General features: G+C 43.2%; 22 protein-coding genes. 8 read left to right on the forward strand and 14 right to left on the reverse strand.

From position 1 onward, the window contains the following. Window positions 1-8: 8 nt before the first annotated feature. Entirely contained in the window at window positions 9-644 is a 636-nt protein-coding gene (msrA, locus tag ACRRS1_RS09830; protein WP_432459263.1) for a peptide-methionine (S)-S-oxide reductase MsrA, read from the forward strand. Window positions 645-1,042: 398 nt separating this feature from the next. On the opposite strand, the gene ACRRS1_RS09835 is transcribed toward msrA, so the two are convergent. Then, window positions 1,043-1,270: a hypothetical protein gene (locus tag ACRRS1_RS09835; protein WP_432453357.1), complete on the reverse strand. Its 228-nt coding sequence runs from the start codon at window positions 1,268-1,270 to the stop codon at window positions 1,043-1,045. 287 nt (window positions 1,271-1,557) lie between these two features. Next, window positions 1,558-2,127 (reverse strand): LON peptidase substrate-binding domain-containing protein, encoded by a 570-nt coding sequence (locus tag ACRRS1_RS09840; RefSeq protein WP_432459264.1) that lies wholly within the window; start codon window positions 2,125-2,127, stop codon window positions 1,558-1,560. Window positions 2,128-2,679: 552 nt separating this feature from the next. On the opposite strand from ACRRS1_RS09840, the gene ACRRS1_RS09845 reads away from it, so the two are divergent. Continuing rightward, window positions 2,680-2,862 carry a hypothetical protein gene (locus ACRRS1_RS09845; RefSeq protein ID WP_432453355.1) on the forward strand — a complete coding sequence of 61 codons (183 nt, stop codon included), beginning with the start codon at window positions 2,680-2,682 and terminating at the stop codon, window positions 2,860-2,862. Here ACRRS1_RS09845 and ACRRS1_RS09850 read toward each other — a convergent pair. Then, window positions 2,859-3,644, reverse strand: coding sequence for a J domain-containing protein (locus ACRRS1_RS09850; RefSeq protein ID WP_432459265.1), 786 nt, complete (start codon window positions 3,642-3,644; stop codon window positions 2,859-2,861). The two genes, ACRRS1_RS09845 and ACRRS1_RS09850, sit on opposite strands and share 4 nt — an antisense overlap. 504 nt (window positions 3,645-4,148) lie before the next feature. Between ACRRS1_RS09850 and ACRRS1_RS09855 the strand changes: the two genes are divergently transcribed. Then, window positions 4,149-5,255, forward strand: coding sequence for a phosphoribosylaminoimidazolesuccinocarboxamide synthase (locus tag ACRRS1_RS09855; RefSeq protein WP_432467894.1), 1,107 nt, complete (start codon window positions 4,149-4,151; stop codon window positions 5,253-5,255). A gap of 175 nt (window positions 5,256-5,430) precedes the next feature. Here ACRRS1_RS09855 and ACRRS1_RS09860 read toward each other — a convergent pair whose 3' ends face one another. After that, the gene (locus ACRRS1_RS09860; RefSeq protein ID WP_432467893.1) at window positions 5,431-8,301 is read right to left on the reverse strand and encodes a hypothetical protein; all 2,871 of its coding nucleotides are present in this window, start codon (window positions 8,299-8,301) and stop codon (window positions 5,431-5,433) included. Window positions 8,302-8,496: 195 nt separating this feature from the next. Here ACRRS1_RS09860 and recR point away from each other — a divergent pair, with 195 nt between their 5' ends. The 5 genes from recR to ACRRS1_RS09885 all read left to right on the forward strand — a co-directional run bounded on the left by recR (window position 8,497) and on the right by ACRRS1_RS09885 (window position 15,275). Continuing rightward, window positions 8,497-9,099, forward strand: coding sequence for a recombination mediator RecR (recR, locus tag ACRRS1_RS09865; protein ID WP_432453351.1), 603 nt, complete (start codon window positions 8,497-8,499; stop codon window positions 9,097-9,099). A gap of 265 nt (window positions 9,100-9,364) precedes the next feature. Next, window positions 9,365-11,419 (forward strand): glycosyl hydrolase family 28 protein, encoded by a 2,055-nt coding sequence (locus ACRRS1_RS09870; protein WP_432467892.1) that lies wholly within the window; start codon window positions 9,365-9,367, stop codon window positions 11,417-11,419. A gap of 477 nt (window positions 11,420-11,896) precedes the next feature. After that, a complete protein-coding gene (locus ACRRS1_RS09875; RefSeq protein ID WP_432459268.1) occupies window positions 11,897-12,553 on the forward strand; it encodes a Qnr family pentapeptide repeat protein in 657 nt (218 codons plus the stop codon). A 718-nt stretch (window positions 12,554-13,271) separates the two neighbouring features. Next, window positions 13,272-14,504, forward strand: coding sequence for a pepsin-like aspartic protease (locus ACRRS1_RS09880; protein ID WP_432467891.1), 1,233 nt, complete (start codon window positions 13,272-13,274; stop codon window positions 14,502-14,504). Window positions 14,505-14,507: 3 nt separating this feature from the next. Beyond that, the gene (locus tag ACRRS1_RS09885) at window positions 14,508-15,275 is read left to right on the forward strand and encodes an avidin/streptavidin family protein (RefSeq protein WP_432467890.1); all 768 of its coding nucleotides are present in this window, start codon (window positions 14,508-14,510) and stop codon (window positions 15,273-15,275) included. Window positions 15,276-15,394: 119 nt separating this feature from the next. Here ACRRS1_RS09885 and ACRRS1_RS09890 read toward each other — a convergent pair whose 3' ends face one another. The 10 genes from ACRRS1_RS09890 to ACRRS1_RS09935 form a co-directional block, all read right to left on the reverse strand. Beyond that, on the reverse strand, window positions 15,395-16,378 hold the full coding sequence (locus ACRRS1_RS09890) for a diguanylate cyclase (RefSeq protein WP_432463089.1): 984 nt from the start codon (window positions 16,376-16,378) through the stop codon (window positions 15,395-15,397). Between the two features lie 643 nt (window positions 16,379-17,021). After that, a complete protein-coding gene (locus tag ACRRS1_RS09895; protein WP_432467889.1) occupies window positions 17,022-18,005 on the reverse strand; it encodes a diguanylate cyclase in 984 nt (327 codons plus the stop codon). A 283-nt stretch (window positions 18,006-18,288) separates the two neighbouring features. Next, entirely contained in the window at window positions 18,289-18,759 is a 471-nt protein-coding gene (locus tag ACRRS1_RS09900; RefSeq protein WP_432463091.1) for a DUF2780 domain-containing protein, read from the reverse strand. Window positions 18,760-19,232: 473 nt separating this feature from the next. Then, complete coding sequence (locus ACRRS1_RS09905; RefSeq protein ID WP_432467888.1) at window positions 19,233-19,772, reverse strand: flavodoxin; 540 nt, start codon at window positions 19,770-19,772, stop codon at window positions 19,233-19,235. Between the two features lie 150 nt (window positions 19,773-19,922). Further along, a complete protein-coding gene (locus tag ACRRS1_RS09910; RefSeq protein ID WP_432453342.1) occupies window positions 19,923-20,189 on the reverse strand; it encodes an RnfH family protein in 267 nt (88 codons plus the stop codon). Between the two features lie 12 nt (window positions 20,190-20,201). Beyond that, a complete protein-coding gene (locus ACRRS1_RS09915) occupies window positions 20,202-20,888 on the reverse strand; it encodes an electron transport complex subunit E (protein ID WP_432453341.1) in 687 nt (228 codons plus the stop codon). Beyond that, window positions 20,885-21,505, reverse strand: coding sequence for an electron transport complex subunit RsxG (gene rsxG, locus ACRRS1_RS09920; RefSeq protein WP_432467887.1), 621 nt, complete (start codon window positions 21,503-21,505; stop codon window positions 20,885-20,887). The genes ACRRS1_RS09915 and rsxG overlap by 4 nt, the downstream gene beginning before the upstream one ends. Before the next feature lie 2 nt (window positions 21,506-21,507). Further along, window positions 21,508-22,512 carry an RnfABCDGE type electron transport complex subunit D gene (locus ACRRS1_RS09925; protein ID WP_432459274.1) on the reverse strand — a complete coding sequence of 335 codons (1,005 nt, stop codon included), beginning with the start codon at window positions 22,510-22,512 and terminating at the stop codon, window positions 21,508-21,510. Further along, entirely contained in the window at window positions 22,512-23,981 is a 1,470-nt protein-coding gene (rsxC, locus tag ACRRS1_RS09930; RefSeq protein WP_432459275.1) for an electron transport complex subunit RsxC, read from the reverse strand. The genes ACRRS1_RS09925 and rsxC overlap by 1 nt, the downstream gene beginning before the upstream one ends. Before the next feature lie 9 nt (window positions 23,982-23,990). After that, window positions 23,991-24,515 (reverse strand): RnfABCDGE type electron transport complex subunit B, encoded by a 525-nt coding sequence (locus ACRRS1_RS09935; RefSeq protein ID WP_432459277.1) that lies wholly within the window; start codon window positions 24,513-24,515, stop codon window positions 23,991-23,993. Window positions 24,516-24,519 lie beyond the last annotated feature (4 nt).

Here is a 24,519-nt window from a genome sequence, read left to right on the forward strand (position 1 = left end):
TTCTGTCGATGGGCAAGAACCAAATAGTTAGCCAAGCGGATGCCTTAAAAGGCCGAGAGGAGGCGATTTGCTTAGATGGCATTCATGCAGTAAACGGGAGTGATTACCTTGCTGGCGTTTCTAATGGCTTGAGCGAAGCCTATTTTGCTTTGGGTTGTTTTTGGGGCGCCGAGCGTTTGTTTTGGCAACAGCAGGGGGTGGTGTCCACAGCGGTTGGTTACGCGGGGGGCTACACGCCTAATCCTAGCTATGACGAAGTCTGTACTGGGTTAACTGCGCATGCTGAAGCCGTGCGAGTCATTTATGACCCAACGGTGATTACTTATCAAGCGCTGTTAACTTGTTTTTTTGAGCAGCATGATCCCACTCAGGGAATGCGCCAAGGTGGTGATGTTGGCAGCCAATATCGTTCGATGATTTTTACTTTGAGTCGCGAACAGGCAGCACTTGCGGAGCAAGCGCAACGAAGCTACCAGCAGGCATTGAACAGCGAGGGCTTGGCGAAGGCAATTAGTACTGAAATTGTTGAGTTTGATAAATTTTATTATGCTGAGTCAGAACATCAGCAGTATTTGCACAAGAACCCTAATGGCTATTGTGGTTTGGGTGGTTTAGGGGTTTGCCTACCGCCTTGGCTGCAATAAGACTTTGTTGGTTTAAAAAAGCAGCGTATACGCTGCTTTTTTTATTAGCGATGAGGTTAATACCAATCTGATTACTTATATGTATATGATTAATTTATTGCGCAGAATAAATCTGTCGATAACAAGGCATGCAACGCAGTAACTGGTGGCTCTAATTACAAGATACATTACGCAGTTAGCGCTGATTTAGATCCGCAAGAATGAACCGATAATGAGTTAGATTGGTATCAATCGAACTGTCGGAGAGTTATTTATTTTTAGTGGATATTCGCGACGTTATTCAGCTGATTCACCGAGAAATTTAATTTATGAGTGAGAGTACAAGGCGAGCTTTCGGGCTTAAGGCGACCAAATAAAACGATAGACAAAGGGGAGTAAGAACTCCCCTTTGCTTTGGACTAGCCGCGCAGTTTTAAGATACTAATTTGGTGGTTAATACCAAACTGTTCGGCTGCCTGTTTAAATCCGAGCTCCAAGCTTTCAAAACTCAAGCTTGATGTAAACTCCATACACAAAATGTCGCGTTCTTGCTCGATATTCCATAATACGGCTTCATCGGCAGTGGCACTTTGGAGTAATGGTAGAGCTTGGGTAATTGCTGCGCAAATTTTTGCTTTATATCTCATGAATCACCTTTAGGAAAGTAAACTTCGCAGACGGTCTACTTTCTAACATCTAGATATTAATCATTCCAAGGGTAATAGGGTGTAAGCAAATCAGGACTTTTGCCCTGATAACAGACTTCCGCAAACACGCCTGTCATCATCCATGACTGAATTATAATAAAGCAATTTGCCATTTAAGGCTGTGTAAAAGTTCGCAAATTATAATCAAAATGACACGATTGACTATTTCTTGAGCGTGATGACCTTTTTTTGTGACTGTAGGTCGATGATGTAGAACTGAAACTAAGCTAATCTTCGTCGATGTCAATTTCTGGAAGTAAGTGTAAAACTAAATTACTCAGAGTAGGAAAGCTATTTTCTTTTAAAATTTGGTTCTTTGCGGTGGTTGAAAATGGTAATAGTTCTAGCCAGCGTAATACCACCCAGCGTGGATCTTCATAGTCGAGATAATCTGGATGTTGTTTGTAGATTGGATGACGTTCAAGCACTTCTTTGAGTTTGCTTGTCATTTGTTGATTGTTTATTGCCTCCGAGCTGTCTTCCCACTCGGGGATTTTTAGAATGAGTCCACTAAGAAGGTTATCGTCAGCTTGGCTGATATCGGTGATAGAAACACGTTCGATAGCCTGAATGGAAATGCCTAACATCCCATCTTTTAACTGTTCAAAATCTTCGATAAGACAGAGTACACCGATGTCATTATCGGTGTTGTTGTGAGTTGGTTGGCATAATACAAATCCCTGTTGATTTTCACTTGCTAAGGCGACTAAGCGGAGATAACGAGGTTCAAAAATCCGCAGTTTACTTCGTCCGCCGGGCAGCATAAAAAGAGCTAAAGGGAATAAGGGTAGTCGCATAGTTCACCTAAATGGGGCTTGGCTTATTTGGTGCCTGTTGAGCTTTATGTTTTGGGTCAGGGGCAACGCGCGGTTGTCGCGATGCATATCGTTTAATCAGTTAAGCACACATATTGTAACTTTTCCTTGAAAGAATAAGAAACGAGTTTTCTACCGTACCGTTATTACTTGGATGTTTCCTCGGTGAAAAAACGATGAAATCCTTGTATCAACTAGGTTCACCGAGATATTTGGAATAAAATGAGTGATAAAGGAGTCATGTTGGCAAGGCTATTTTTGTTCAGGCATTGCAAATAGTCTGCCGGCTAATAAGTAGGGATTCCTCCCAAGTTCGCAGTAAAGGTGATTTGGTATGTTTTACAATGAGAGTTTTACGCCATAGCTAATGTCTGGTTGTCGAGATGAAGTCTAACTTGGGATGCGAGTATGTCATTGACTAAGAAATTGTATTTATGGGTATTATGAGATTTAAATAGTGTTTTGAGTATTTGTTTGTTCAATTTAATAATTCTTAGAGTTATTATTCTAAGGTCTATTGAGAGAGAGCCAATTATGCAACAGATCCATCGAGAGTTTGATCAGTTACTATCTCCGCTCGAACAACTTCAATCGCTGTGTGATAGATTACCTGATGCAGAACTAAGATCGCAGTTAATCAAACAAATTGCTTCAATCAGAGAGCAAAATGAACAAGCTAAACAAGAGCTATGTTCGCTGTTAAATCGTAATTCCTAGTGGTTGATATCTATCTGCATATCAATGTCCATAAATGGATCTTCTACTATAAATAGGTCTTCTAGTAGTACGTTATCCATGTTTATCGTTCCCTCGTAGAGGCTTGCCATTGACTGTATTTGATGCTGGGTTAAAAACTGGCGTTGTTCCTGAGTTAAACGACCAAGTTGGTCGGCGGTTAATAATTGGCTGATAAGCTGTTTGCTCTGTTCAAAATCTGTTTGTAAATATTGTTGGCGGGCTGAGCTAAGGCGCAGTTTCTGCTTCAGCTCCCATAGCTTGTAAGAGTTGTCCAAGGCATTGTCGGTCTGTGCTAGGGGTGGCATTGCTTGCTTGCTTGGGGAGATATCTGCCAAGGAGGGGGGCGTTTGGGGAACATCAGCTGCTTGACTGGTGTACCAAGCCCACGCCAAAGCAACATTCATCAGAATTAATAATGCTGCTAATAGTGGCATGGTGACTCTTTTTAAAGCCTTGTTTTCTTTTTCTTGTTGCCGTTTAGCGATGGCAATACTGAGCTTTTGAATCGCAAACTGCTGTTGATGAATCGTTTTTTTTAAACTCTGGATCAGTTGTTTATCTTGTTGATTGACCGCTAGGCTTAATTGCAGAGCCCCTTCACCTAAGATCAATTTGTGATAACTATTTTGGATCATCACCATTAGCGCCGCCGAACCACCTTTATCGGGGTGGCAACGCATCGCCAATTGCTTATATCGCGTTTTAATTTGTTGCTCGTCGGCATCTTCATTTAAAGCAAAAAGCTGGAAGTGAGTAGTCATTTAGCGTGTAACAATTCCATTTATACAGGCTATTAGAATACAAAGTTTTGTTGTGCTTGTCTTAATATTTAAATGTGTTGTTACTGAGGATTGATTTGTCGATATTCTCATATTTATGACGAATGACTGGCGGAACTGGTGTTTATCATTTATTGCTGAAGCCATGAACCAATGGGCGATGCTGGTTGTGTTCACGTCAAACTTTGTGCTTTGGCTTAATGCTCACTGATGTTGACAGATCCTTCGTCGGGGAGGAGAGGCGAGCCAGTTAGTGCTGATTTATTCGGCGTTGCTGGTGATTTATTTTGGTTGGCACACGTCAACGAGCCTGCCTTGTCTAAATATACAACAGCTCGCCGCAAAAACACGGATCAAAGTTTAACAGGCTCTAGTAGTTGCCACACTTTCTGGTAAAATCTTTGCGCAAATAATCGTTCCCTGTAAAACGCTCATCCTAATTACGGTTAGCGTCGCGTTTTCACTTTCTAAATAGGACTGTTTACCATGAGCCTCGCTGATAAAGTATTAGCAGTGAATAACGATCTTCCCATACGCACCGATAGCCCCGTTCACAGCGGTAAAGTTCGCTCGGTTTATTGGTTGACTGACGCCGATAGCAAACGGTTAATTTTAGAGAAGGGCTATGATGTTGCGCCTGACACTCCATTAGCGATTATGGTGATCAGTGATCGCATTTCTGCTTTCGACTGCATATGGCATGGCGAAGAGGGCCTCAAGGGCGTACCTGGCAAAGGGGCTGCTTTAAACGCTATTTCTAATTATTGGTTTAAGTTATTTAAACAACAGGGATTGGCCGATAGTCATATTTTGGATATTCCGCATCCCTTTGTTTGGATAGTGCAAAAAGCACGTCCAGTGATGATCGAAGCGATCTGTCGCCAATACATTACCGGGTCAATGTGGCGAGCCTACGAAAAAGGTGAACGAAACTTCTGTGGTATCAAATTACCCGAAGGCTTAAAACGCGATCAGAAGTTGCCAGAATTGCTGATTACCCCTTCGACTAAAGGCATTCTTAAAGGGATCCTTGGGGTGCCTGAAGCGGATGATGTGAATGTAACACGGCAAAATATTGCAGATAATTTTAGCGCCTTTAAGTTTCAATCGGCCGATGACATTAGTGTTTATGAAAACTTATTAAAACAAGGGTTTCAGCTGATTAGTCAAGCATTAAGCGAGGTTGATCAAGTGTTTGTTGATACCAAGTTTGAGTTTGGTTATGTGACGGATGCTGATGGAAACGATAAGTTGATCTATATGGATGAGGTTGGGACGCCAGATTCATCGCGGATCTGGGATGGCCCAGAATATCGCCAAGGAAAGGTTGTAGAAAATTCGAAAGAAGACTTCCGTCAAACGCTGTTAAATTATTTCCCCGACCCCGACATTTTGTTAAATAAAAATCGCATGGATGAACGTGAAGCCTTAGCGCGAGATAATAGTTTGCCTGTAGAGGTATTAATGAAGATCTCTAGTACTTATATTGGTATTGCTGAAAAAATTACCGGAAGTGAGATTGTGATAGGCGATAATCCTAAACAAGAGGTGATTGATATTTTGCGTAAAGAATATGACTTGATTGTCGATTAACTTTCTCTTCTCCTTCGACGCCAAATTATACTGGTGTTGTGCGCTGTTATGACCAGCTGAAGTTGGTCATAACAGCATATCGATTTAGCTCCCGCTTGTATGCATCACCTTAAAGCCGCCGTGGCTTTGCGCAGTTGGCAGCGGTAGACTGATAGCGTTAAGCTAAACCGCGCTTTTACAAATATTCACTCAAATTTGCTTGGCAAAGCTCTAGGGCGTGGCTGTCTTTGTTTAAACTTGCCTGAAGCATTTCGCCTAACAATGTGCTTAGTTTTACATCATCAAATTTTTGAGCACTGAGGATAATTTCTTGAACTTGTTTTTGCACTTCAGGCCATTGTTGTGCTTGCAATTGCCGATTGATCTGCGATAGCCGTTGCCGAGCTTCGCTGCTAAAGATGGGGTATAAGGCCTTTAGGTAACTCGCTGGTGTGCTAGCAGTGACTTGGTTCTCTATCTCTTCTGGGGGGGCTTGTTCTGTTGATGTACAGAGTTGATTAATTATCTGGCTATATTGCTGCTCGGTTTGGTTCAGAGTATCGAGTAGTTGTTCATCTTGAAATAACTGTTCGAAGAGCGATGATTTAAGTTGTTGCTGACTAATCACAGTGTATAGCTGCTCAGCAGTAACGGGTAATTCAATCTGTTGATAGCTTAGTTTTGCAAGGTATTTCGGCAGCTCTTGGAAAGACGAATCCTGAAGAATAATCAAATTTTGCAGTTTATGTTTTAAGGCTAATTGTGCGAGTTGAGGAGAGTGCACTTGGCTGGCATTGATGATTACACTTTCGATAGAGGCCAGATTAGCCAGCCGTTGCTGAGCTTGGTTAATGGTGCAATATTCAGCTTTTAAACCATAGCTTTCATTGAGAACGGCTATATAGTCTGGCGCTTGCGACTCGGTTCCTAGTGAGAAAACCAACCGTGCTTTTTCATTCGATTGGGCCAGCCCTTCTGCTGCGATAGCGGCCAAAGATGAGGCTTTTACTTCACGTTGTTGCTGTTGTTCGCTTTCAGGATTGCTAGTTATGAGTTGTTCATAAAGAAAACTACTCAGTCGTGGCCGTAAACAGTAACGGTGTTCCGATTCTAGTTGTGCCAATGGCGGCGGGGTGTCGACATAGATGAAGTGTTTTAACGATGTCGCAGCTAATTTAGTTATAAATTCAGGCAGCTCCGCTCGCTCACTGACATACCATAATGTTTGTGTGGTATCGATTTGCTCGAGTTGCTCTTGGGTGAGTAGTTGTAAACCAAATAATTGTAGCTGTAGATTAAGACACTGCTGGGCAAAACCGGGTTCTATATCGATAAGTACTTGGATTTGTTTTGCTTGAGTTTTTACCTGCTCGAGCATTGATGTTTTAGCGGTACTCTCTAGAGACATCGTTAAACACAAAGAGTCTTGGTGTTGCTGTTGCTCGCCACCAATCTGTTCCAACAAGACTGAACTACAAGCTAACAGGGATTGTTGTATTGGCTGTAAGTGGTTGGCTTGTTCAACATCAATATTCAACTGTATTTGCTGTTGTTGTAAATCGAATTGAAATAGTACCTGAGTTCCCTCTGGATATAAGGAAATTAAATACAGCTGTAGGTCAAATATTGCCTGAGTGAGCGCAAGGTTTAACTGGTAGTAGGGCTTCATTTCAGGGTTAATAACTAAGCCCCAGTCAATATTTTTACAGGCTAACAGAGGGGCAAATGTGCTGAGGCGCTGTTCAAATAGGTGAATCACAGAATAGGCATCGGTATTGAGTGTTACTGCTTTGTTTTGTACCCAAGGTAAACAGCGTAGCAAGCTCGATAAGCGCAAGCTGCTATCGAGCGCTAGACCTTTGTTGAGGTGATCCGCCAGTAAGGTGTTATTTAACTGGTGCAAGGTGCTGAAACATGCGGCTTTTAGTGGTGAATAAAGCTCAGCTAACTGTAACTGCTGGACGCTACTAGCCAAGCTTGTTTGGCTTGGTTTGGCTTTCGTTATTGTTGGTATTGGCACTAAACGAACTAAATACAAGGCATCGTCATGAAAGTTCAGCGTGATGTGAGTCGCATAGAATTGTTGATCGGAATGTTTACCACGGACTAACAAACAAAATTGTTCTGGGTAGGAGACTAAGAGCTCGATAAAATCAGCTGAATTTTCTGTATCTTGTTGGGCTTTAGGCTGAAAGTGCTCGTTTAAATTAGTGCGCGTTAGTTGCTCTGCAGCGATCCCCAAATAGCTTAAAGCGGATGGGCTCGCTTCGATCACATGATTATGTTCGTCGACCACATAGTAAGCTTGATTCAGCTGTTCTAAGAGGGCTTTTTTTAGACTATTGGCTCGACTTGATAGTGCAACTAATTGTTTGAGCTTTTGCTGATTTTGCAGTTGTTCACTATTAGCTTTACTGAGTTGTTGCTTAAGTTCTTGATATTGTTGTTCTACGGAAGCCGCTGATTGCTGATTTGTCTGTTGCGGTGCTTTTGTTGCATTTGATGTGGTTAAGGGCTTTGCTTGGGAAGTAACTTTGGGCCTGAGTATTCGTGCTGCGATTAAACTAAGTATTAATTGTAGAAAGGCGAGCAGAATAATTGGACGAGCTAATGGTTGTTGATTGGATTTCAACCAATCGACTAGCCTCGTTGGACTACTGAATTCAATTTCAACCCAAGCTAAAGGGTTGATCTGCTTGGCTGGGATCTGCTGATTATTAAATTTTTGGGCTAATTTATGGGCCTTCAGATAATTTTCACGGCCCTGTTGCAAGGGTTTTCCGGCCTCCACCATTAGCTGCTGGCTGCTCTCATCTGTCACTTTCACGTAGTTGATACTAGGTGAAAGCAACAGTTGTTGAGCTAACGCTTCCAGCTGGGCTTTATTTTGACTATTTACCGCTTTTCTGGCACTGATTTCAAATAAACTTAAGGCCGTTTTCACTTCATTGACGCTAGCGTTACGTTGTTGTTCAAATAAGACCGGCAGACAAACAAAGCCTAGGCTGGTAATAATGACAAAGCTAACTAAGTTGATGATCAATACAGTTCTAAAAAAGTTATTCACAGTCGTCCTTGCAGTGAAAATATGCGTTTAGGCAAAGCGTTATTTGTGGATCATGATAACTCAAATTCATTGTCTCAGCAGTAATCTTGGCTCGCTTGTTGTTATCGCGGATAATAATAAAATTGTTGAGCTAGGTGAATTTTGCCAAACACACTGTTACATTAGCCTCGCAAAAACCAGTTTAGCGGAATGCCAATGAAATATAGTCCGAGTATCGATCATCTAATCAAATCATTACAAGTCTTACCTGGCGTGGGCCCACGCAGTGCTCAGCGGATGGCTTTTCATTTGCTAGAGCGCAAACGCCAAGATGGTTTGCAATTAGCCGCCAGTATTAATCAAGCCATGGAAGTCGTTGGGCATTGTGAATGTTGTCGTAATTTTGCTGAGGATGATTTATGTCCGATATGCCAGTCGACAAAGCGGATGAACAAGGGGCAGATCTGTGTGGTTGAAACCCCGGCAGACGTTGCCGCGATAGAACAAACGGCGCAGTTTTATGGTAGCTATTTTGTATTGATGGGCCATTTATCTCCCTTAGATGGGATCGGACCAAGTGAGTTAAACTTGGATAAATTGGAGAATCGGCTGCAAAACGAACCTATATCGGAACTGATCCTCGCCACTAATCCGACGGTTGAGGGCGAAGCAACCGCCTATTATATCTCTGATATGGCAAAACGTTACCAGGTAAAAGTGTCGCGTATTGCTCATGGCGTACCGTTGGGGGGAGAGTTAGACAGTGTTGATGGGACAACTTTGTCTCATTCTTTTATTGGTCGTCAGTCTTTCGATTAATTGCTGCCAGCCCCCGTGATCTTTAGACTCCTGCTTCGGCAGCTGTGTTTGTTTATAAGTCTATGTTTTTACAAAATATCTCTTGCGAATTTGGAATTAACTTGCAGATATTTCGAGTCGCCTCACATAATCAAAAATAATTAGTGACCAGAAACAGTGATTACTGATAAATAGTACTTCATATTTGAAACGCTATTTTATTTTTAAGAGGACTGTTATGGGCTCTGCAAAATGTATGCTCGCTGTTTTGGTTTTAGGCCAGACGATGTTGTTAACAGCTTGTCAATCTCTGGATGTGGGATCGGTACAAGGTTCCGAGAAGATGGAGCCTCAGCTGAGTCACCAGACTGTAGAGCCTTCGGTCAGTCCGTTGCTTTTGAGTCGACCGATGGTCCCTACCTTAGCCTATGATGACCGCTCCTTGGTATTGGCTTGGAACAAACCCGATAATGGACAACAGATTGTTGATTATCGGGTTTATCAAAATGGGCAGCCATTGGGCTTGTCGAGTCAAAATAACACTACTCACAATCCAGCAAAGCCTTATATGGACAAGTTTTTTGCCGAAGATAAGGCTGGTTTTCACCAACGCAGTGTTTATCTAAACTTCAAGGTAAAGCATTTACAGCCAGCCACTGAATATCATTTCTCGGTTGCTGCTATCTATGCCGATGGTCGTGAATCGCCTCGCAGCCCGGTTCTCACAACCGAAACGGCAGCCCCCTTTAGCAGAGTGGTTGATATCCGAGACTTTGGTGCAATTGCAGATGGCCTAACGGTGAATACAAAAGCTATTCAGGCGGCAATTGACACTTGCTCGGTGGCCTCGACCAGTGCTTATGGATGTAAGGTGCTTATTCCATCAACAAACAGTGGCAAGGCTTTTGTGAGTGGGGCATTGTTCTTAAAAAGTAATATGACTCTGGAGATTGCAGCAGGGGCTGTTTTGAAGGGCTCGGAAAATGCCGATGACTATCCTTTAGGCCAGGGTTATCAACTGTATAGCTATCGAACCAATACGACCGATGCACGCCGTCCTCCATCATTACTGAACGCCCTCAACCCGCATCAGATGAATGCTGAAAATCACAGCCAACATGGTTACGATTATCGTCGCGGTCGCTTTAACAATATCCGAATTGTTGGTGAAGGAACCATCGATGGTGGCGGCTGGTTAAGGGGGAAGGACACTCAAGATGAACTAGGTCGATCGCTGGCATATTATCCGGCAGGGAGTCGGGCGAAAGTATATCGCTTGGGATTATTGGCAAAAGACCAAATGCAAAAAGCTTATCGACAATTTAACCCCGCTTGGGATGGTGATACCGATGAGATTGACTATCAGGCGCAGTTACATCGTGACTTGTACTCGAATCGGCGCTCTAGCCTGGCAACCTTTCGTGGGGTGCGAGATATTTACTTTGCGGGTTTAACGCTACTCAACCCGGCCTATCACGGGGTGATGTTTCTAGAAGCCGAAAACACGGTGTTTGCTTATAATTCGGTTCAAACCTTTGATATTAACAATGCCGATGGGGTGGAGTTTGGTAATAGTGAAAACTCTCTGATCTTTGCTAATTTTATCGATAGTGGTGACGACTGTATAAACTTCGCTGCTGGTCAGGGGGCGGATTATCATTTGGGCTCTGCACATGTACAGGCCACCGACGGCGCTTGGATTTTTAATAACTATACCCGCGAAGGGCATGGCATGGTGGTTGCTGGCAGTCATACTGGTGCCTGGATCCAAAACATTCTGGCAGAAGAGAATGTTGCCTTTATGACCGATAATGGATTGCGAATGAAGAGCACCCCGGCTACTGGCGGGGGAGCGCGCAATATTACTTTTCGCAATAACGCGATGAAAGATATTGGTACCCAAAATTCCCATCAGATTGATGGCCTGATCATTGAAAATCGTGGCCGAGTCGGGAATCCATTTGTATTTACCTTGGCCTATAAAATGGGGGATAACGTATTTGAATCGGCACCCAAGGCTGCTCAATTTCGCGATATTGTGGTGCAGGATGTGAGCTTAGATAATGTTGATAGTGAAAGCCCGGCAAATTATTGGCTCAAAATCGATGGTTACGACGGTGCCGATCAAAGTTTGGTTTATCCAGAAACCTTTCAACAAAACTTTTTGTTTGAACATGTGCGAGTAAAAAATACTAAAGTTAGCCATATCAGTCGTCTGAAAGATGCAGTCTTTCGTGATGTGACGATTGAAAGTTGGGAAAATGCCGCGACTTCCCCATGGCAGCTCAGTGACTCAGAAAACATTCAGTTTATTGACGTCACGCCACCAATCAACCACTAATCATGCACTCATCAGGCAAGCGATCTTGAATGGCTTGCCTTGTTGTTCGCTTTAACGAGCATCGGAACGTTTAACCCTATATGTTTTAGCCATTCAAAACATATATTCAGATTGACGACTAGCGCTTATACCCATCTGATTCATCATATGATTAATTTATTACGCAGAATAAATCTGCCGATAACCAGGCATTAAGTGCAGCAACTCGTGGTCCTAGTAACAAGATACATCACGCAGTTAGCGGTAATTTAGGCCCCCAAGAACGGCCAGATAATTAGTTCTATTGGATTAGTTAGCCATAAACATTTCACGCGATGCTGGCCTTACTGACCGTCCAAACCTTGTTCTAGGTGTCGGTTTGGTAGCCAATATTAGCCATTTGAGCACCTTTAAAGGGTTGTTTTTAAAAGCTTTGTTTTTGTTGCGATTTCGGGGGTAGCTGTTAGTCTTCAGGCTCGTGTGGCGCAAGGGCTAGTTATGAACGAAGAATATGAAGTGTTTAATCAAGTTGATTTTTCTCACCAGGATTTGGGTGATGCCCTTTTTAAACGTTGTAAGTTTTATCAATGTGATTTTAGTCGTACAAATCTAAGGGATGCGCAGTTTGTCGATTGTATGTTTATAGAACAAGGTGCGATTGAAGGTTGCGATTTTAATTATAGTGACCTTCGTGACAGTTCTTTTAAAAACTGCCAGCTATCCATGGCTAATTTCACTGGGGCGAAATGCTTCGGCATTGAATTTAGGGGCTGTGATTTGAAGGGGGCTAATTTCATCCAAGCGAGTTTCTCAAATCAAGTGAGTCATCGTATGTACTTTTGTGCTGCGTATATCACGGGATGTAATTTATCCTATGCTAACTTGGAACGCCAATGTATAGAGAAATGTGACTTATTTGAAAATAACTGGATTGGAGCTAATCTACAAGGCGCCTCTTTCAAAGAGTCGGACTTAAGCCGAGGTTTATTTTCTGAAGATTGTTGGACCCATTTTCAGCTGCAAGGTTGTAATTTGAGTCATTCAGAATTGAATGGTTTGGACCCTAGAAAAGTCGACCTTAGTGGTGTAAAAATTTGCGCTTGGCAGCAAGAGCAGTTACTTGAGCAACTTGGGTTGATTGTTTTACCTGATTAGTTGCACTGATATAGTGGCATAGTACATCACAGAATTTATCATTTGGATCCGTCACAATTCCGGTCGTCAGTTCTCATGCGTCGTTGTGACAGGAACTGTCTGCTTATCCTAAGCAGGTTTAGCTTCAACAACTTCGCTCAGAGCGCTGTGGTGAATCTTCTAAGGCGACACCCATGACGGGTGAGCCGCGTCGTATTTGCGAGTCAGAGAGGCGAGTTAAGCGCCTTGAAATGGAAAAAGACATTCTAAAAACGGCTTCTGTCAATGTCTTTCTCCATGCGTAATTCTTTGTTTTATTAACGTCATCATTTAAGTTCATCCCGCTCAGACTCTTCCAAGGTAATACCTAGTTGTTGAGCTTCATCTCTAAATTCCTGCGGATAGCTCTTGTGTGATTTTTCAAACTCATATAGGTCTCTTAACGGATTAACAATACGGTCTCAAAATTAAGTGTCCGATGGCATTAGACCAAAACAGGCTTGTTTTAATCTGAATTGATCTACGGAATTTATGAATAAATGTGTTCATTTCATCTTCAACGGTCTTGCCAGTCATTTAAGTTTCACTGGCCATTTTTGCTCTTCAACTCACAAATTAAGCCTTTGAGATGTTGAGTGAATATAGTTTTGACTATTTATTGATTTTTGGTGTAGATAATTTTATCAAATTATGATTGATTTATATGTCATTACAAACAACTATTTAAAAAGGATTGGCGATGTCTGAACAACTGAGTGAAACATGCTGTGGAATTAGCTTGCCGTTATCGAAAGGGCCATTTCAAAATAATGGCGCTTCGCCTTGGTATGCGACACTGACTCTGGGGACCGCAAAACCGGGAACCGAAATTCAGCAATTAAAATTTAGTGTTGATACTGGCAGTAACTTTGTTTGGGTGAGCTCTTCGCTATGTGTAGAGAATGAGTGTAAAGAAAATAAATGCCAACATTATGGCGGTGATTTGTTTAATTACCATAATTCAAGCTCTTTTCAGTTCATCTCTCAGCAACCACAAATGGTCGATTTTGGCCCATGGGGGGAGATGCAGGTAGAGCTGGGTGAAGATGTATTCCATTTTATCGATAACCAGCCAACACAAAGTGAGCTTTATCTATCTCGAGCATTTGTTGATAAAGATAGTCAATTTAAGGAGTTAGATTGGGATGGTGGCATCGGTATGCCAAGTTATACTATTCCGACTGACGGGAAATCGGAACACCAAGCGAAGGCTGGTCATTATGGTCTTCGTGCGGTCAATAAATTAGAACCTTCATTTCACATCATGGCTAGCCTGATAGAGCAGCAGCTAGTGGAAGCGCATATGCCGTATGTCGCCTTTGAAACGGATGGGCCAAGCGGGGAAGGAAGTGTTAGTTTGGGCCGACTCGAACGGAGTTATCAAACCAGTAGAGAGTATTTATTTTTGCCATGGAAAGAATCTTTGATCCCAAGCGTTTCCTACTTATGGTCGACGCAGCTGGAAAGCTTTGCACTGGGTGATCAGATCTTAGCCAAGGATGCAGATTTTATACTCGATTCTGGTTCCTCTCAATATAAAGGCGATGTAGAAGTGATGAATGCGGCGCTTAAAGCCGTGGCTAAAAGTCCAGAAGAGTTAATTATTACTTTCGGTGATACGGGTGAAACGCCTAATGGTGAGCTACGCATTCCTGCCAGTACATATTTGGTGAAGATAGAGGCCGGTCAAGATGAAGGGCAAGTTCAACCTCAATTTAAGCCAATGGAAGGGATCCCTGGGCTAATCTTAACCGGGTCAGTTCTGATGGATTATCTATACACCGTTTATGAATATCGAGTCAGACATATTGCCGGCAAGGTTGCTTTGTTTCCGGTGGGGACTTGGATATTTAATAAACCTGGCGGCTTAAACATTATTCAAAACCGTCAATCTTCTCCCGCAAGAATATTTACCCAAAACGAAGAGAACTAATTTATGACTCACGCAATCGATGGAATGTGGCAAAACAGTTATGGCTCTCAGATGAGACTGAGCGTTCAAAAAGATGGTTTATTATTGGGAGATTACAGTTCTACGACTGGTTCTTCAGGACGTTATTTAATTATTGGCTATGTGAGTGGTCATGAACCAAATCCTTCGCTGGGCCAAGGCGTCGTGATCTCTATTTATTGGCGATCTGTGGAACGCTCTGCTCCTGACGCTAGTTGGCATTGGGTGTCAACTTATTGTGGTCAGCTTCAAGCGAATCAGCAGATGGAAGTGATTAATTCGCTGGTTGCATCAACCCAGTTTGAACAAATTATCGTTGGGGACTACATTGATAAACTTGGTTTTCATAAGGTTGAATCAAATGTTAACTTGCAACCCTTCGAGCTAAGTATTAAGGGAGAGCATCCGGATTTGATTAATGGTACTTGGAGTGATCCAAGTAACGCTCTTAGTATCCAATTGGCTGTGACAAACCCTGAGTTAGGTATTGTGAGTGGGTCAGCAAGCTTCCAGCAACAGTGCTTTCCAATTTATGGTTTTACCGATACGCATCGGGCCGATCTTGATTTACAAAGTTTATCGATTAGTGGTTTGATACCTAATGATAAGCAGCCCATCTCGATTAGTGGGACTCTCGATGTCGTGAGCCAACAGTTAAATGTGTCGGCCTGGTTAGGTAATGGCACCGCGCCAGAAGAGAGTTACTTGCAGGCGAGTATGTCTGCTTGGGTTTTAAATAAGAGCTCTAAGTAGCAAGCTATAAGCTGCAGTGTAGTAAAACTACTGCTCTGCAGTTTGGCTTTAGCGCATATTTTCCTACTGATGAGGGGATTAGATAAATGTTCATTCAGAACACGAAGCTTCGATTCAAATTAAGGTTTAGTGCGATAAATATGGTTATTTTCCGCTAATTCAATCTCATTATCGTGCATGTCTTCATTGAAGATGCTCACTCTATCTCTGCCTTGTTTTTTTGAGAAATACATTGCTTCATCCGCTCTAGAAATGATCTGCTCCGAGCTATCATCTTGCACTTCTATTTGGGACAAACCAATACTCACAGTGACATGAACGGTATAGTTTTCGACGACACAAGGGCTATTTGATATTTTTCGCCTTAAGCGTTCGGCCATTTCAAGTGCTTGTTGTAGGCTGGTATTACTCAATATGATGGCGAACTCCTCACCGCCGAGCCGGCCAATATAATCCACAGTTCTTATTTCTTTAGAACAGATATCAGTGACATGCTTAATCGCTTGATCTCCTGATTTATGTCCAAGTAAATCATTGATGCTTTTGAATTTATCGATATCAAGCATTAGTAAACAAGTGTCATTCTTGTAGCGTTGATAGCGATGTAATTCGCCAGCCAGTTTTTCCATGAAAGCACGGCGATTTAAAATGCCTGTTAGTTCATCTGTTTCAGATAATTTCTTTAGTTGCTCTTGCAGGTGATGCCGTAAGGTGATGTTTCTTGCTGTCCATACTACCCGTTTCAATCCATTTACGAGTGTTGGAAGTGGTTTGATGGTGCTTTCTATCCATAAGGTATCAGGAACAATAAAGCTGTCAGGTAGTTTTAACATGGTCTCATTGGCAAAGTGATAGCGTACTACCAATGTTGTGTCACTTTGGATTGTTTTCTTAATATAACCCAGAAATTCAGTCGCTCTATCGTGCGAGAGCACGTCATGTAAGGTTTTACCAATATAGTCTTTAAAATCAAAACCTGTCTCGTTTTCTTCGCCTCCAAATACTTCCAAATATTCACCTGCTTCTGAAAATACGAATACATGGTCGGGTAAGGCATCTAATATTTGGTAATAGTTTTTAGATAATGAGTATTTTTCATCCATAATATGACTTATTTTCTAACTGGTTAGACATCTGTTTGATACATTATCATTAGTGATGTATTTATTCTCTATACACTGAGCTCGGTATGAATAATGCGGTTTTTTTTCAGTAAAAATGAAGCTAAATCATAGATTTTTAGACTTCAATGATCAGATCCTATCTGATGAAAAAATATTCATAAGTGTACATTTTTAAGTGAATATTCGATTAATAGTAGACCTATTTTTTATTACATGCGAAATACAGAGCTGCATATTTAGAAATAGATCAATAAAGTGAAATGAAATTTTGTCCGTTTTTTCAAATGATTACCTTGATGTGAATCGATGATGTTAGTCGTGGATGTGTGTCGTTTGCATATTTTGATACCCGCTGTTTCACCAACGGAGCCATAGCACTTGGTATAGACAATGGTATGTACCCACTAGGAGTCAGCCGTTTTTAATTGAAAATGATGACTTGGCGCTTAGCCGTCGCAATCAGTGAGCAGCTAAGCTTGGGAAGAGGATTATCATCAGACTTGACTCGCGAGCTTATCAAGCATTGGTTTTTAGGGCGAAAGTTTATAAGTTTTCCACGGTGAATGGCTAGCTTAATGAATGGGAATAACGCGATGAAGGTATCGATAAACGCTCGAGTTCATTAAGCTTTATTTTTACGAATATGGCTATGCTGAGTTAATTCAATCTCATGATTGCAAAGCTCGTCGTGGAAAATTCTAACTTGGTCTCGGCCTTGTTTTTTGGCGTGATACATAGCTTTATCGGCTCTCGATATCAGATATTCTGAGCTATCAGCTTCGGTTTCTATTTGAGACAAGCCAATACTCACGGTGATATGAATGGTATAGTCTTCAACGACACACGGAGAACGCGCTATTTTTTGCCTTAAACGTTCAGCCATTTCAATAGCTTGTAGTAGATTGGCATTGCTGAGTAGGATCGCGAACTCTTCACCACCGAGCCGACCAATATAATCGACTTCTCGGATTTCTTTGGAGCAAATATCTGTGACATGTTTAATCACCCGATCACCGGATTGATGGCCTAGTAGATCATTGATACTTTTAAACCTGTCAATATCCAGCATCAATAAGCTGGTATTTTGCTTGTAGCGTTGGTAGCGGTGTAGTTCGATGGTCAATTTTGCCATGAAAGCGCGACGATTTAGAATGCCTGTTAGTTCATCGGTTTCAGACAACTTTTTTAGCTGTTCTTCCAGGTTATGTCGCAGAGTGATATTTCTTGCTGTCCATACGACTCGTTTTTGTCCGTCTTCGAGTAATGGTAGTGGTTTAATAATACCTTCAAACCATAGCTCGTTGGGTACAGAGATACCGTCAGGCAGCGTTAGCATATTCTCATTGGCAAAATGGTAGTGCACCACCAGTGTTTTATTGGTTGCTAGTGTTTTCTTAATATAGCCATGAAATTCTTCAGCCATATCTTGGGAGGTAACATCGTATAAACTCTTACCAATAAACGGCTTGCAATCAAAGCCGGCATCATTGTCTTCGCCACCAAAAACATCTAAGTACACCCCTGATTCCGAAAAAATAAATACATGATCCGGCAAGGCGTCCAATATCTGGTAATAGTTGCGAGATAATGAGTGTTGATCATCCATAATTCTACTCATTTTATAGCGTTTTAGTTATCCAATTTGTACATTAACATTGACATTATTATTATTCACCCTGCATTTTTCCATTCTTTGAGCAGGGGAGGTTTTATAAGATGTAGTTGTGTGATATTGAATCGAAATGCTGGGTGGCTATTTTATGGTTAATATCACTAGTTATATATATATTTATTGATTGAAAAGCCGTCTTATGTGGCGCTTGGTTAAATGTTGAACCAAAATATATGCCAAATATTATTGATGCGGTCAATATTACTTCGCTTCATCATTAAGACCAAATTTTACTCAAGCCATCCACTAAGCTTGAGCCGCCGTTATTACCAACATATTGTAAAATAATGGGTGCAAACTGTTCTATCATACTTGCGTCTAAGCCCAATGCTGAAAAAGCACTTTTAACACTGTCCATGCTGCTAATTTTCTGGAGTAGTTGAGCGCTGAGTGAAGCGCTGTTTCCACTTGGAATAATGTCGTTCAACAAAGAGCTTTCGCTACCAGATAGCTGTTGTTGGGCAAGCGCCAGCAAGGCTGCTGTACCACCAGTAGCTTGAGTGTCACTCACGCCTAGCTGGCTAGTTAAATTGTTTAGTAGCTCACTGTTTATGGTGCTTTCTTGGTTACCGGTTAGCGCGGATGCTGAATCAAGCAGTGAACCCAAACCGGCGCTGTGTAGCTGAGGGCTCATGGTAAATAGCCAAGCGCAGATCACTAATCGCGCATATTTTATTTGCTTATTCATTATTATTCCCTCGTTAATGGCTGGATAAACAGGGTTGCTTAGCAAGAGCAACGATCATGCATTGTGCTATGAAATAGTGATATTGGGAACAATTTCACGAAATTATTGTATGGATTAACTGCAAATAAAAATGAACATTGACCAGATAAGCCATGATGCTTATTCAATATTTTGTTTTTTTTGCACTACTTTTGTTTACTAAAGCTTGGAATGGGACGGTATATATTGATTCGTTTAGCTTGCGAGAAATAGATTGGTCTGAAATGGTGGTTTGAGTGGCTGGAACTATTGCCCGCTCATATATAATAGTTGGAAGATTAACGTTGTCATGAACGCGGATGATCGATTAACCGTTGGCGATCCGAGTCTGTAGCGCTGAGAAGCTAGAAGTCGACCAAAACTGTTCTATTCACTTACTCTTCGGATCTTGAAAGAGGCTTTAATACGAGCAAAGCCCGTATTAAAGCCTGCGCTTACAAATTAAATTCAGATTTTATTTGCTCTAACCAACCGCTAATGCGTTCGGGGTGTAATTCACTTTGATTATCGTTATCTAAGACTAATCCGGCAAATTTACCATTTTCTAACAGAGCTGCTGAATCGTCGAAAGTATAGCCATCAGCGGGCCATTCTCCGATCAATTCTGCACCAGTCTCGGCCATCGCGTCGTATAGCTCGCCAAGACCATCGACAAACTCACTGGCGTAGTTCACTTGATCGCCTAGCCCGTATAAAGCAACTTTAATACTGGCAAAATCAGCGTCTTCTAGCTGGGGTAAAAACTCATCCCAGCTTTCTGCCTGGCAGTCAGAAGCCAAGCCTGGGAGCTGTCCTTCGCCTAGGGTTGGGGTACCTAGGATCAGCATCTTATAGCTGGTGAGGGTATCTACGTCTACTCGGTTAATATTGAGGGGTTTGTCGCATAAATCCGCTCCGAGTTGTTGCTGGATCATTTTTGCGATTTTGCGGGTTGTACCGGTATCAGTACCAAAAAAAATGCCTATATCTGCCATGGTTAACTCCTTAAAGATCAGACCAATTAGTGTTTTGCAATATTTAAACCAAATAAAAATACCTATATTACAAGGGGTTATTAATATATAGGATGAAGGTTTCTCACAATGTCACCAACACTGATGTCGTAAAGCTCACAAAGTGTTGATTTATTCGTCATCGTCATCATCATCTAGGTCTTCAGGTTGCCAAGTAATCGGTCGATAAATTTCTATTCGGTCACCTTCTACCAATTGGTTTTCTAAGGTGACAAACCTGCCAAAAATGCCTACTTTTTGTTTATCTAAAGCGATTTCTGGACATAGGTCTAAGATCCCCGATTGATGCAGCGCGTTTATTACGCTGCTGTCTTGCACCACATCAACATTGATACATAGTTGCTGGTGAGGGGTGGCATAAGCAATAGAGACTAACATCTTGGTAAGCTCCTAATTTGAGGCCGAAGGATCGACGCAGCAAGCGGCTTGAGTGGTTTGTTTTTGCGCTAAAATTCTTTGGACCTGTCGATGAATGCTAAGCAAACCGCCCAGTACCAAGAAGCCTCCAGGCGGTAGAATTACCAATAGCAAGCCGTGATAGTCGGGAATAACCGTGAGCTCAATCGCACTAAAGGCTGGGCCCAATAAAATATGGGCGTTCGCAAATAGGGTGCCGGAGCCAATAATTTCGCGGATCCCACCGAGTAATACCAAGACCCAAGTAAAGCCGATCCCCATGGCCAAACCATCCACGATGGCTGGCATTACTTTTTGTCGACTGGCGAAGGATTCGACTCGGCCTAAGATAGCGCAGTTGGTCACAATCAGCGGAATAAACAGGCCGAGCACCTTATGCAGTGGGTGAACCCAAGCGTTGAGTACCAGATCGGTGATCGTCACCAGAGTCGCAATCATTAAAATGTTAATTGGGATCCGAACTGCGCGGCTCACATAGTTTTTAATTAGTGCACTAACCGCGTTAGAACTGACCATTACCGCGAGAGTCGCTAAACCTAAACCTAAACCATTGGTGGCGCTAGAGGTTACGGCTAACAACGGACACAGGGCTAAACATTGCCCCAAAACCACGTTGTTATTCCAAAGACCGTCGGCAATAATTTGAGAATAGCGGCTCATTGTTGGCCTCCTTGCTGAGTTTGGATCTGTAAATCGAGTAGTGCTTGGTGTACGGTGTTCACCACTGCACGAGGCGTGATGGTAGCACCGGTAAATTGGTCAAATTCACCACCATCTTTTTTTACTGCCCAGGCTTTTTGGCTGGTATTGTCTAAACTTTTGCCATTAAAACTGAGCACCCAAGGGGTTTTCTCAAATTCAATTTTGTCGCCCAGCCCTGGCGTTTCGCTGTGGCTTAATACTCGTACGCCCAAAATCGCAAGATCGGCGTCGACCCCAACTAGAAGGTCAATCGGCCCGGCATAACCATTGGCTTGAGTTTGTACCACATAACCGCTAATTTGCTGTTGCTGATTTAAAGCGGTATATAGGGTGTATTGTTGTTTGCCAATGGTAAATGTTTGTTCGGTAGATAACATCGGGTTTTGATAGAGCTGTTTTGGCATAACTAAGTCAATTGCCGCGAGTTTGTCTTCGTTGAGTCGTTCTGCGATAGCGGGGGCAGTGAAGCTATTTAAGGTTAGTAGTAAGATACTGGCGATAGCGACAGCAGCAGCCAACGAGAGCGATTGATACACGGTACTATCGATATGTTTTTCAATACTGGGAAGGGTCATGTTTAGGCTCCTTTTGATCGGCTAAAAGGCTTGGCCATACCAAATATGGTGGGACGTAAATAATGGTCGATGACTGGTGTACAGGCATTCATGATGAGTATGGCAAAGGCGACACCTTCCGGGTAGCTGCCAAAGCAGCGAATTAACCAAATTAATAGGCCGCAAGTTAAACCAAATAACCATTGTCCGCGGGGGCTAGTGGGTGAGGTCACCATGTCGGTGGCAATAAAAAATGCGGCTAACATCGCTCCGCCACTAAATACATGTAATATTGGCGAGGCGAATTGATTTGGGTCGATGAGGTGAGCGATGCTGGCTGGAAGCACCAAGCCACAAATTAAGGCCGTTGGTATATAGGGGCGGATCACTCCCCGCCAAATCAGAAACAAACCGCCAATGGCGATTAAAATTGCACTGGTTTCTCCCATGCTGCCCGCGTGTTGTCCTGTGATCAGCATGCTCAAATCGTGTATTTGACCGAGATCGGCCAGTGGGGTTGCCGCACTGCTACCGTCGATACCAGTCCATTGTGAGTTAAATATTAGGCCGGTTTCGCTTAAAGTTGGTGGAGCAATCGCGCGCCAGTCGGTGAGTTCTACTGGAAAACAAATCAATAACATGACCCGACCCAACATCGCTGGGTTAAAGGGATTGTGCCCCAATCCGCCGTAAACATGCTTGCCTAAGAAAATTGCAAAGCCACAACCTAAGGCGGCGACCCACCAAGGGGTTGCCGGCGGTAAACTCATTGCCAGTAGTAGTGCGGTTAATAAAGCCGAACCATCGAAACTGTGTTGCCAGTTTTTGTTTTGTAGCAGTAAGCAGATTAGCTCACATAACCAGGCGGTGAGGCAACAGCTCACTATCACACTAAGCGCTGGCAGGCCAAACAGCCATACGCCATAAATAGCGGCGGGACTTAGGGCCAAAATCACTAAATACATGATGTTGGTCGTTGAGGTACCGGAGTGGGTATGTGGGGCGGCAACCGGATTGTATTGGGCCATTAGCTTTCTCCTTGAGTACGGCGGGCTCTGGCTGGGCGTTTACGTTTAGATGCCTTGGCTGCTTTTTTCGCTGCGGCTTCTTTAGCCAAGCGTAACTGACGAGCTTCAGTCAACTGGCGAGCTTGATTAGATTTTTGTAGCATGCTGCGCTGCGCATTGACGTTAGATTTAGCGTGTTGAAAATATTGCACCAAGGGAATGCTAGAGGGACAAATATAGCTACAGGCACCGCATAGTAAGCAGGCGTCTAAACCAAATTGTTGAGCGCTTGCAAAATCACCATGATTACTATGAGCCGCCATTTGGAAGGGCATTAAACCCATCGGGCAAACTTTGACGCAGTTTCCACAGCGCACGCAATCTTGGCGTTCACGTTGGTTAATTTGAGAATCGCTAAGCGCTAATAGTCCACCAATACTTTTGTCGATAGGCACGAAGGGAGAGGGCAGTACTTGGCCCATCATCGGCCCTCCAGCGATCATTCGGTTCGCTTCAACTTTTAGGCCTCCACATTCGGCTAATACCTGCGATACCAAACTACCAATGGGAACCAGCAAATTGGTTGGGTGTTCAATGGCATCTCCCGACACTGTGAGTACTCGTTCAATTAAAGGACGCTGAAAACGTACTGCTTGGAAAACCGCCTTAGCGGTCGCTACGTTATGCACCAATATGCCTTTGGCGGTACTCAGTTGTCCGGGGGGAATGGCCAGTCCGGTCACAGCTTTGATTAGATGGCGCTCCGATCCCATCGGGTAGAGACTCGGAACCATCTTTATTTCCAGCTTGGGCTGTTCCGCACACGCCGATGCCATGGCCGCGATCGCATCAGGCTTGTTATCTTCGATGGCAATAATTGCTTTATTGGCCCCAATTGCTTTGAGCATCATGTTGATACCGCCAATAATCTCGGCAGCGTGTTCTTGCATCAAACGGTCATCACAGGTGAGGTAGGGTTCACACTCGCCGCCATTAATGAGCAGGGTGTGTACCTTGGCTTGTCGGGCGAGCCTGAGCTTGATGCCGCTGGGGAAACCTGCGCCACCTAGACCGACGACGCCAGCATCTAATACGCGCTGGACAATTTGTTCCGGCTCTAGCTTTGTATAGTCAGAGGGAGGGTGAGCGTCTCCCCAACAATTGTCGCCATTATTAACTATCACCAAGGTTTGACATTTGATCCCCGCTGGATGGCTACTTAAATAGGGCTTAATTTCAAGTACTTGACCGTTCACTGGTGAATGCAGCGGTACGGTCATGTCGTTACTTCCTTTGGCGATTAATTGTCCTTTGAAAACCATGTCTCCAGCGGCAACTAAACACTGTAACATTGAGCCATTCCGCTGCTGCATGCCAAGGTAAACCCGATCAGGGCGAAAGCCTTTGGCAATGCTTTGCTGTTCAGTGAGTTCTTTAAAACCTTTGGGATGGACGCCGCCACTAAATGGTCTGGGTTTGAATGCAAACATACTGTCTCCTTAGGCAACTTGGGGTTTTGGCCATTGCCAGGTATTGAGTTTGACGGCGGGAGCTTGCATTGTTAAACAACCTTGACTACAAGCCTTTTCGCAGAGGCGGCAACCAGTACAAACATCGCTAATCACGGTATGCATTTGTTTACTGGCTCCAACGATGGCATCGAAGGGGCAGGCTTTAAAGCAACGAGTACAACCGCTGCAGTTGCTTTCATCGATATAAGCGACTAAAGGCCCACTGCCTTGCTCGGCGCTTAGTTCCACACCAAGCAATGCCGCAATGCTGCTGGCTAAGCCCGCGCCCCCAGGAGGGCAGCTCTGAGCCGACAAACGCCCAGCGACCATGGCTTCCGCGGCTTGTCGACAACCAGGCTCACCACACTGACCACATTGTCCTCCGGGCAGCATTGCTTCCAATTCATCGACTCTTGGATCCCCCTCAACTTTTAAGGCTTTTGATGCCCAACCTAGCAGTCCGCCTAAACAGCCACCCACTAGCATTAGCAAAAAAATGGATAAGTAGATCATTGCT

Origin of the sequence: Agarivorans sp. Z349TD_8 (assembly GCF_050870825.2) — a bacterium.
GTDB lineage: Bacteria > Pseudomonadota > Gammaproteobacteria > Enterobacterales > Celerinatantimonadaceae > Agarivorans.

Coding starts and splice junctions, on each gene's coding strand:
- msrA (WP_432459263.1), top strand. CDS start 9: ATGGGCAAGAACCAAATAGTTAGCCAAGCGGATGCCTTAAAAGGCCGA.
- ACRRS1_RS09835 (WP_432453357.1), bottom strand. CDS start 1,270: ATGAGATATAAAGCAAAAATTTGCGCAGCAATTACCCAAGCTCTACCA.
- ACRRS1_RS09840 (WP_432459264.1), bottom strand. CDS start 2,127: ATGCGACTACCCTTATTCCCTTTAGCTCTTTTTATGCTGCCCGGCGGA.
- ACRRS1_RS09845 (WP_432453355.1), top strand. CDS start 2,680: ATGCAACAGATCCATCGAGAGTTTGATCAGTTACTATCTCCGCTCGAA.
- ACRRS1_RS09850 (WP_432459265.1), bottom strand. CDS start 3,644: ATGACTACTCACTTCCAGCTTTTTGCTTTAAATGAAGATGCCGACGAG.
- ACRRS1_RS09855 (WP_432467894.1), top strand. CDS start 4,149: ATGAGCCTCGCTGATAAAGTATTAGCAGTGAATAACGATCTTCCCATA.
- recR (WP_432453351.1), top strand. CDS start 8,497: ATGAAATATAGTCCGAGTATCGATCATCTAATCAAATCATTACAAGTC.
- ACRRS1_RS09870 (WP_432467892.1), top strand. CDS start 9,365: ATGTTGTTAACAGCTTGTCAATCTCTGGATGTGGGATCGGTACAAGGT.
- ACRRS1_RS09875 (WP_432459268.1), top strand. CDS start 11,897: ATGAACGAAGAATATGAAGTGTTTAATCAAGTTGATTTTTCTCACCAG.
- ACRRS1_RS09880 (WP_432467891.1), top strand. CDS start 13,272: ATGTCTGAACAACTGAGTGAAACATGCTGTGGAATTAGCTTGCCGTTA.
- ACRRS1_RS09885 (WP_432467890.1), top strand. CDS start 14,508: ATGACTCACGCAATCGATGGAATGTGGCAAAACAGTTATGGCTCTCAG.
- ACRRS1_RS09890 (WP_432463089.1), bottom strand. CDS start 16,378: ATGGATGAAAAATACTCATTATCTAAAAACTATTACCAAATATTAGAT.
- ACRRS1_RS09895 (WP_432467889.1), bottom strand. CDS start 18,005: ATGGATGATCAACACTCATTATCTCGCAACTATTACCAGATATTGGAC.
- ACRRS1_RS09900 (WP_432463091.1), bottom strand. CDS start 18,759: ATGAATAAGCAAATAAAATATGCGCGATTAGTGATCTGCGCTTGGCTA.
- ACRRS1_RS09905 (WP_432467888.1), bottom strand. CDS start 19,772: ATGGCAGATATAGGCATTTTTTTTGGTACTGATACCGGTACAACCCGC.
- ACRRS1_RS09910 (WP_432453342.1), bottom strand. CDS start 20,189: ATGTTAGTCTCTATTGCTTATGCCACCCCTCACCAGCAACTATGTATC.
- ACRRS1_RS09915 (WP_432453341.1), bottom strand. CDS start 20,888: ATGAGCCGCTATTCTCAAATTATTGCCGACGGTCTTTGGAATAACAAC.
- rsxG (WP_432467887.1), bottom strand. CDS start 21,505: ATGACCCTTCCCAGTATTGAAAAACATATCGATAGTACCGTGTATCAA.
- ACRRS1_RS09925 (WP_432459274.1), bottom strand. CDS start 22,512: ATGGCCCAATACAATCCGGTTGCCGCCCCACATACCCACTCCGGTACC.
- rsxC (WP_432459275.1), bottom strand. CDS start 23,981: ATGTTTGCATTCAAACCCAGACCATTTAGTGGCGGCGTCCATCCCAAA.
- ACRRS1_RS09935 (WP_432459277.1), bottom strand. CDS start 24,515: ATGATCTACTTATCCATTTTTTTGCTAATGCTAGTGGGTGGCTGTTTA.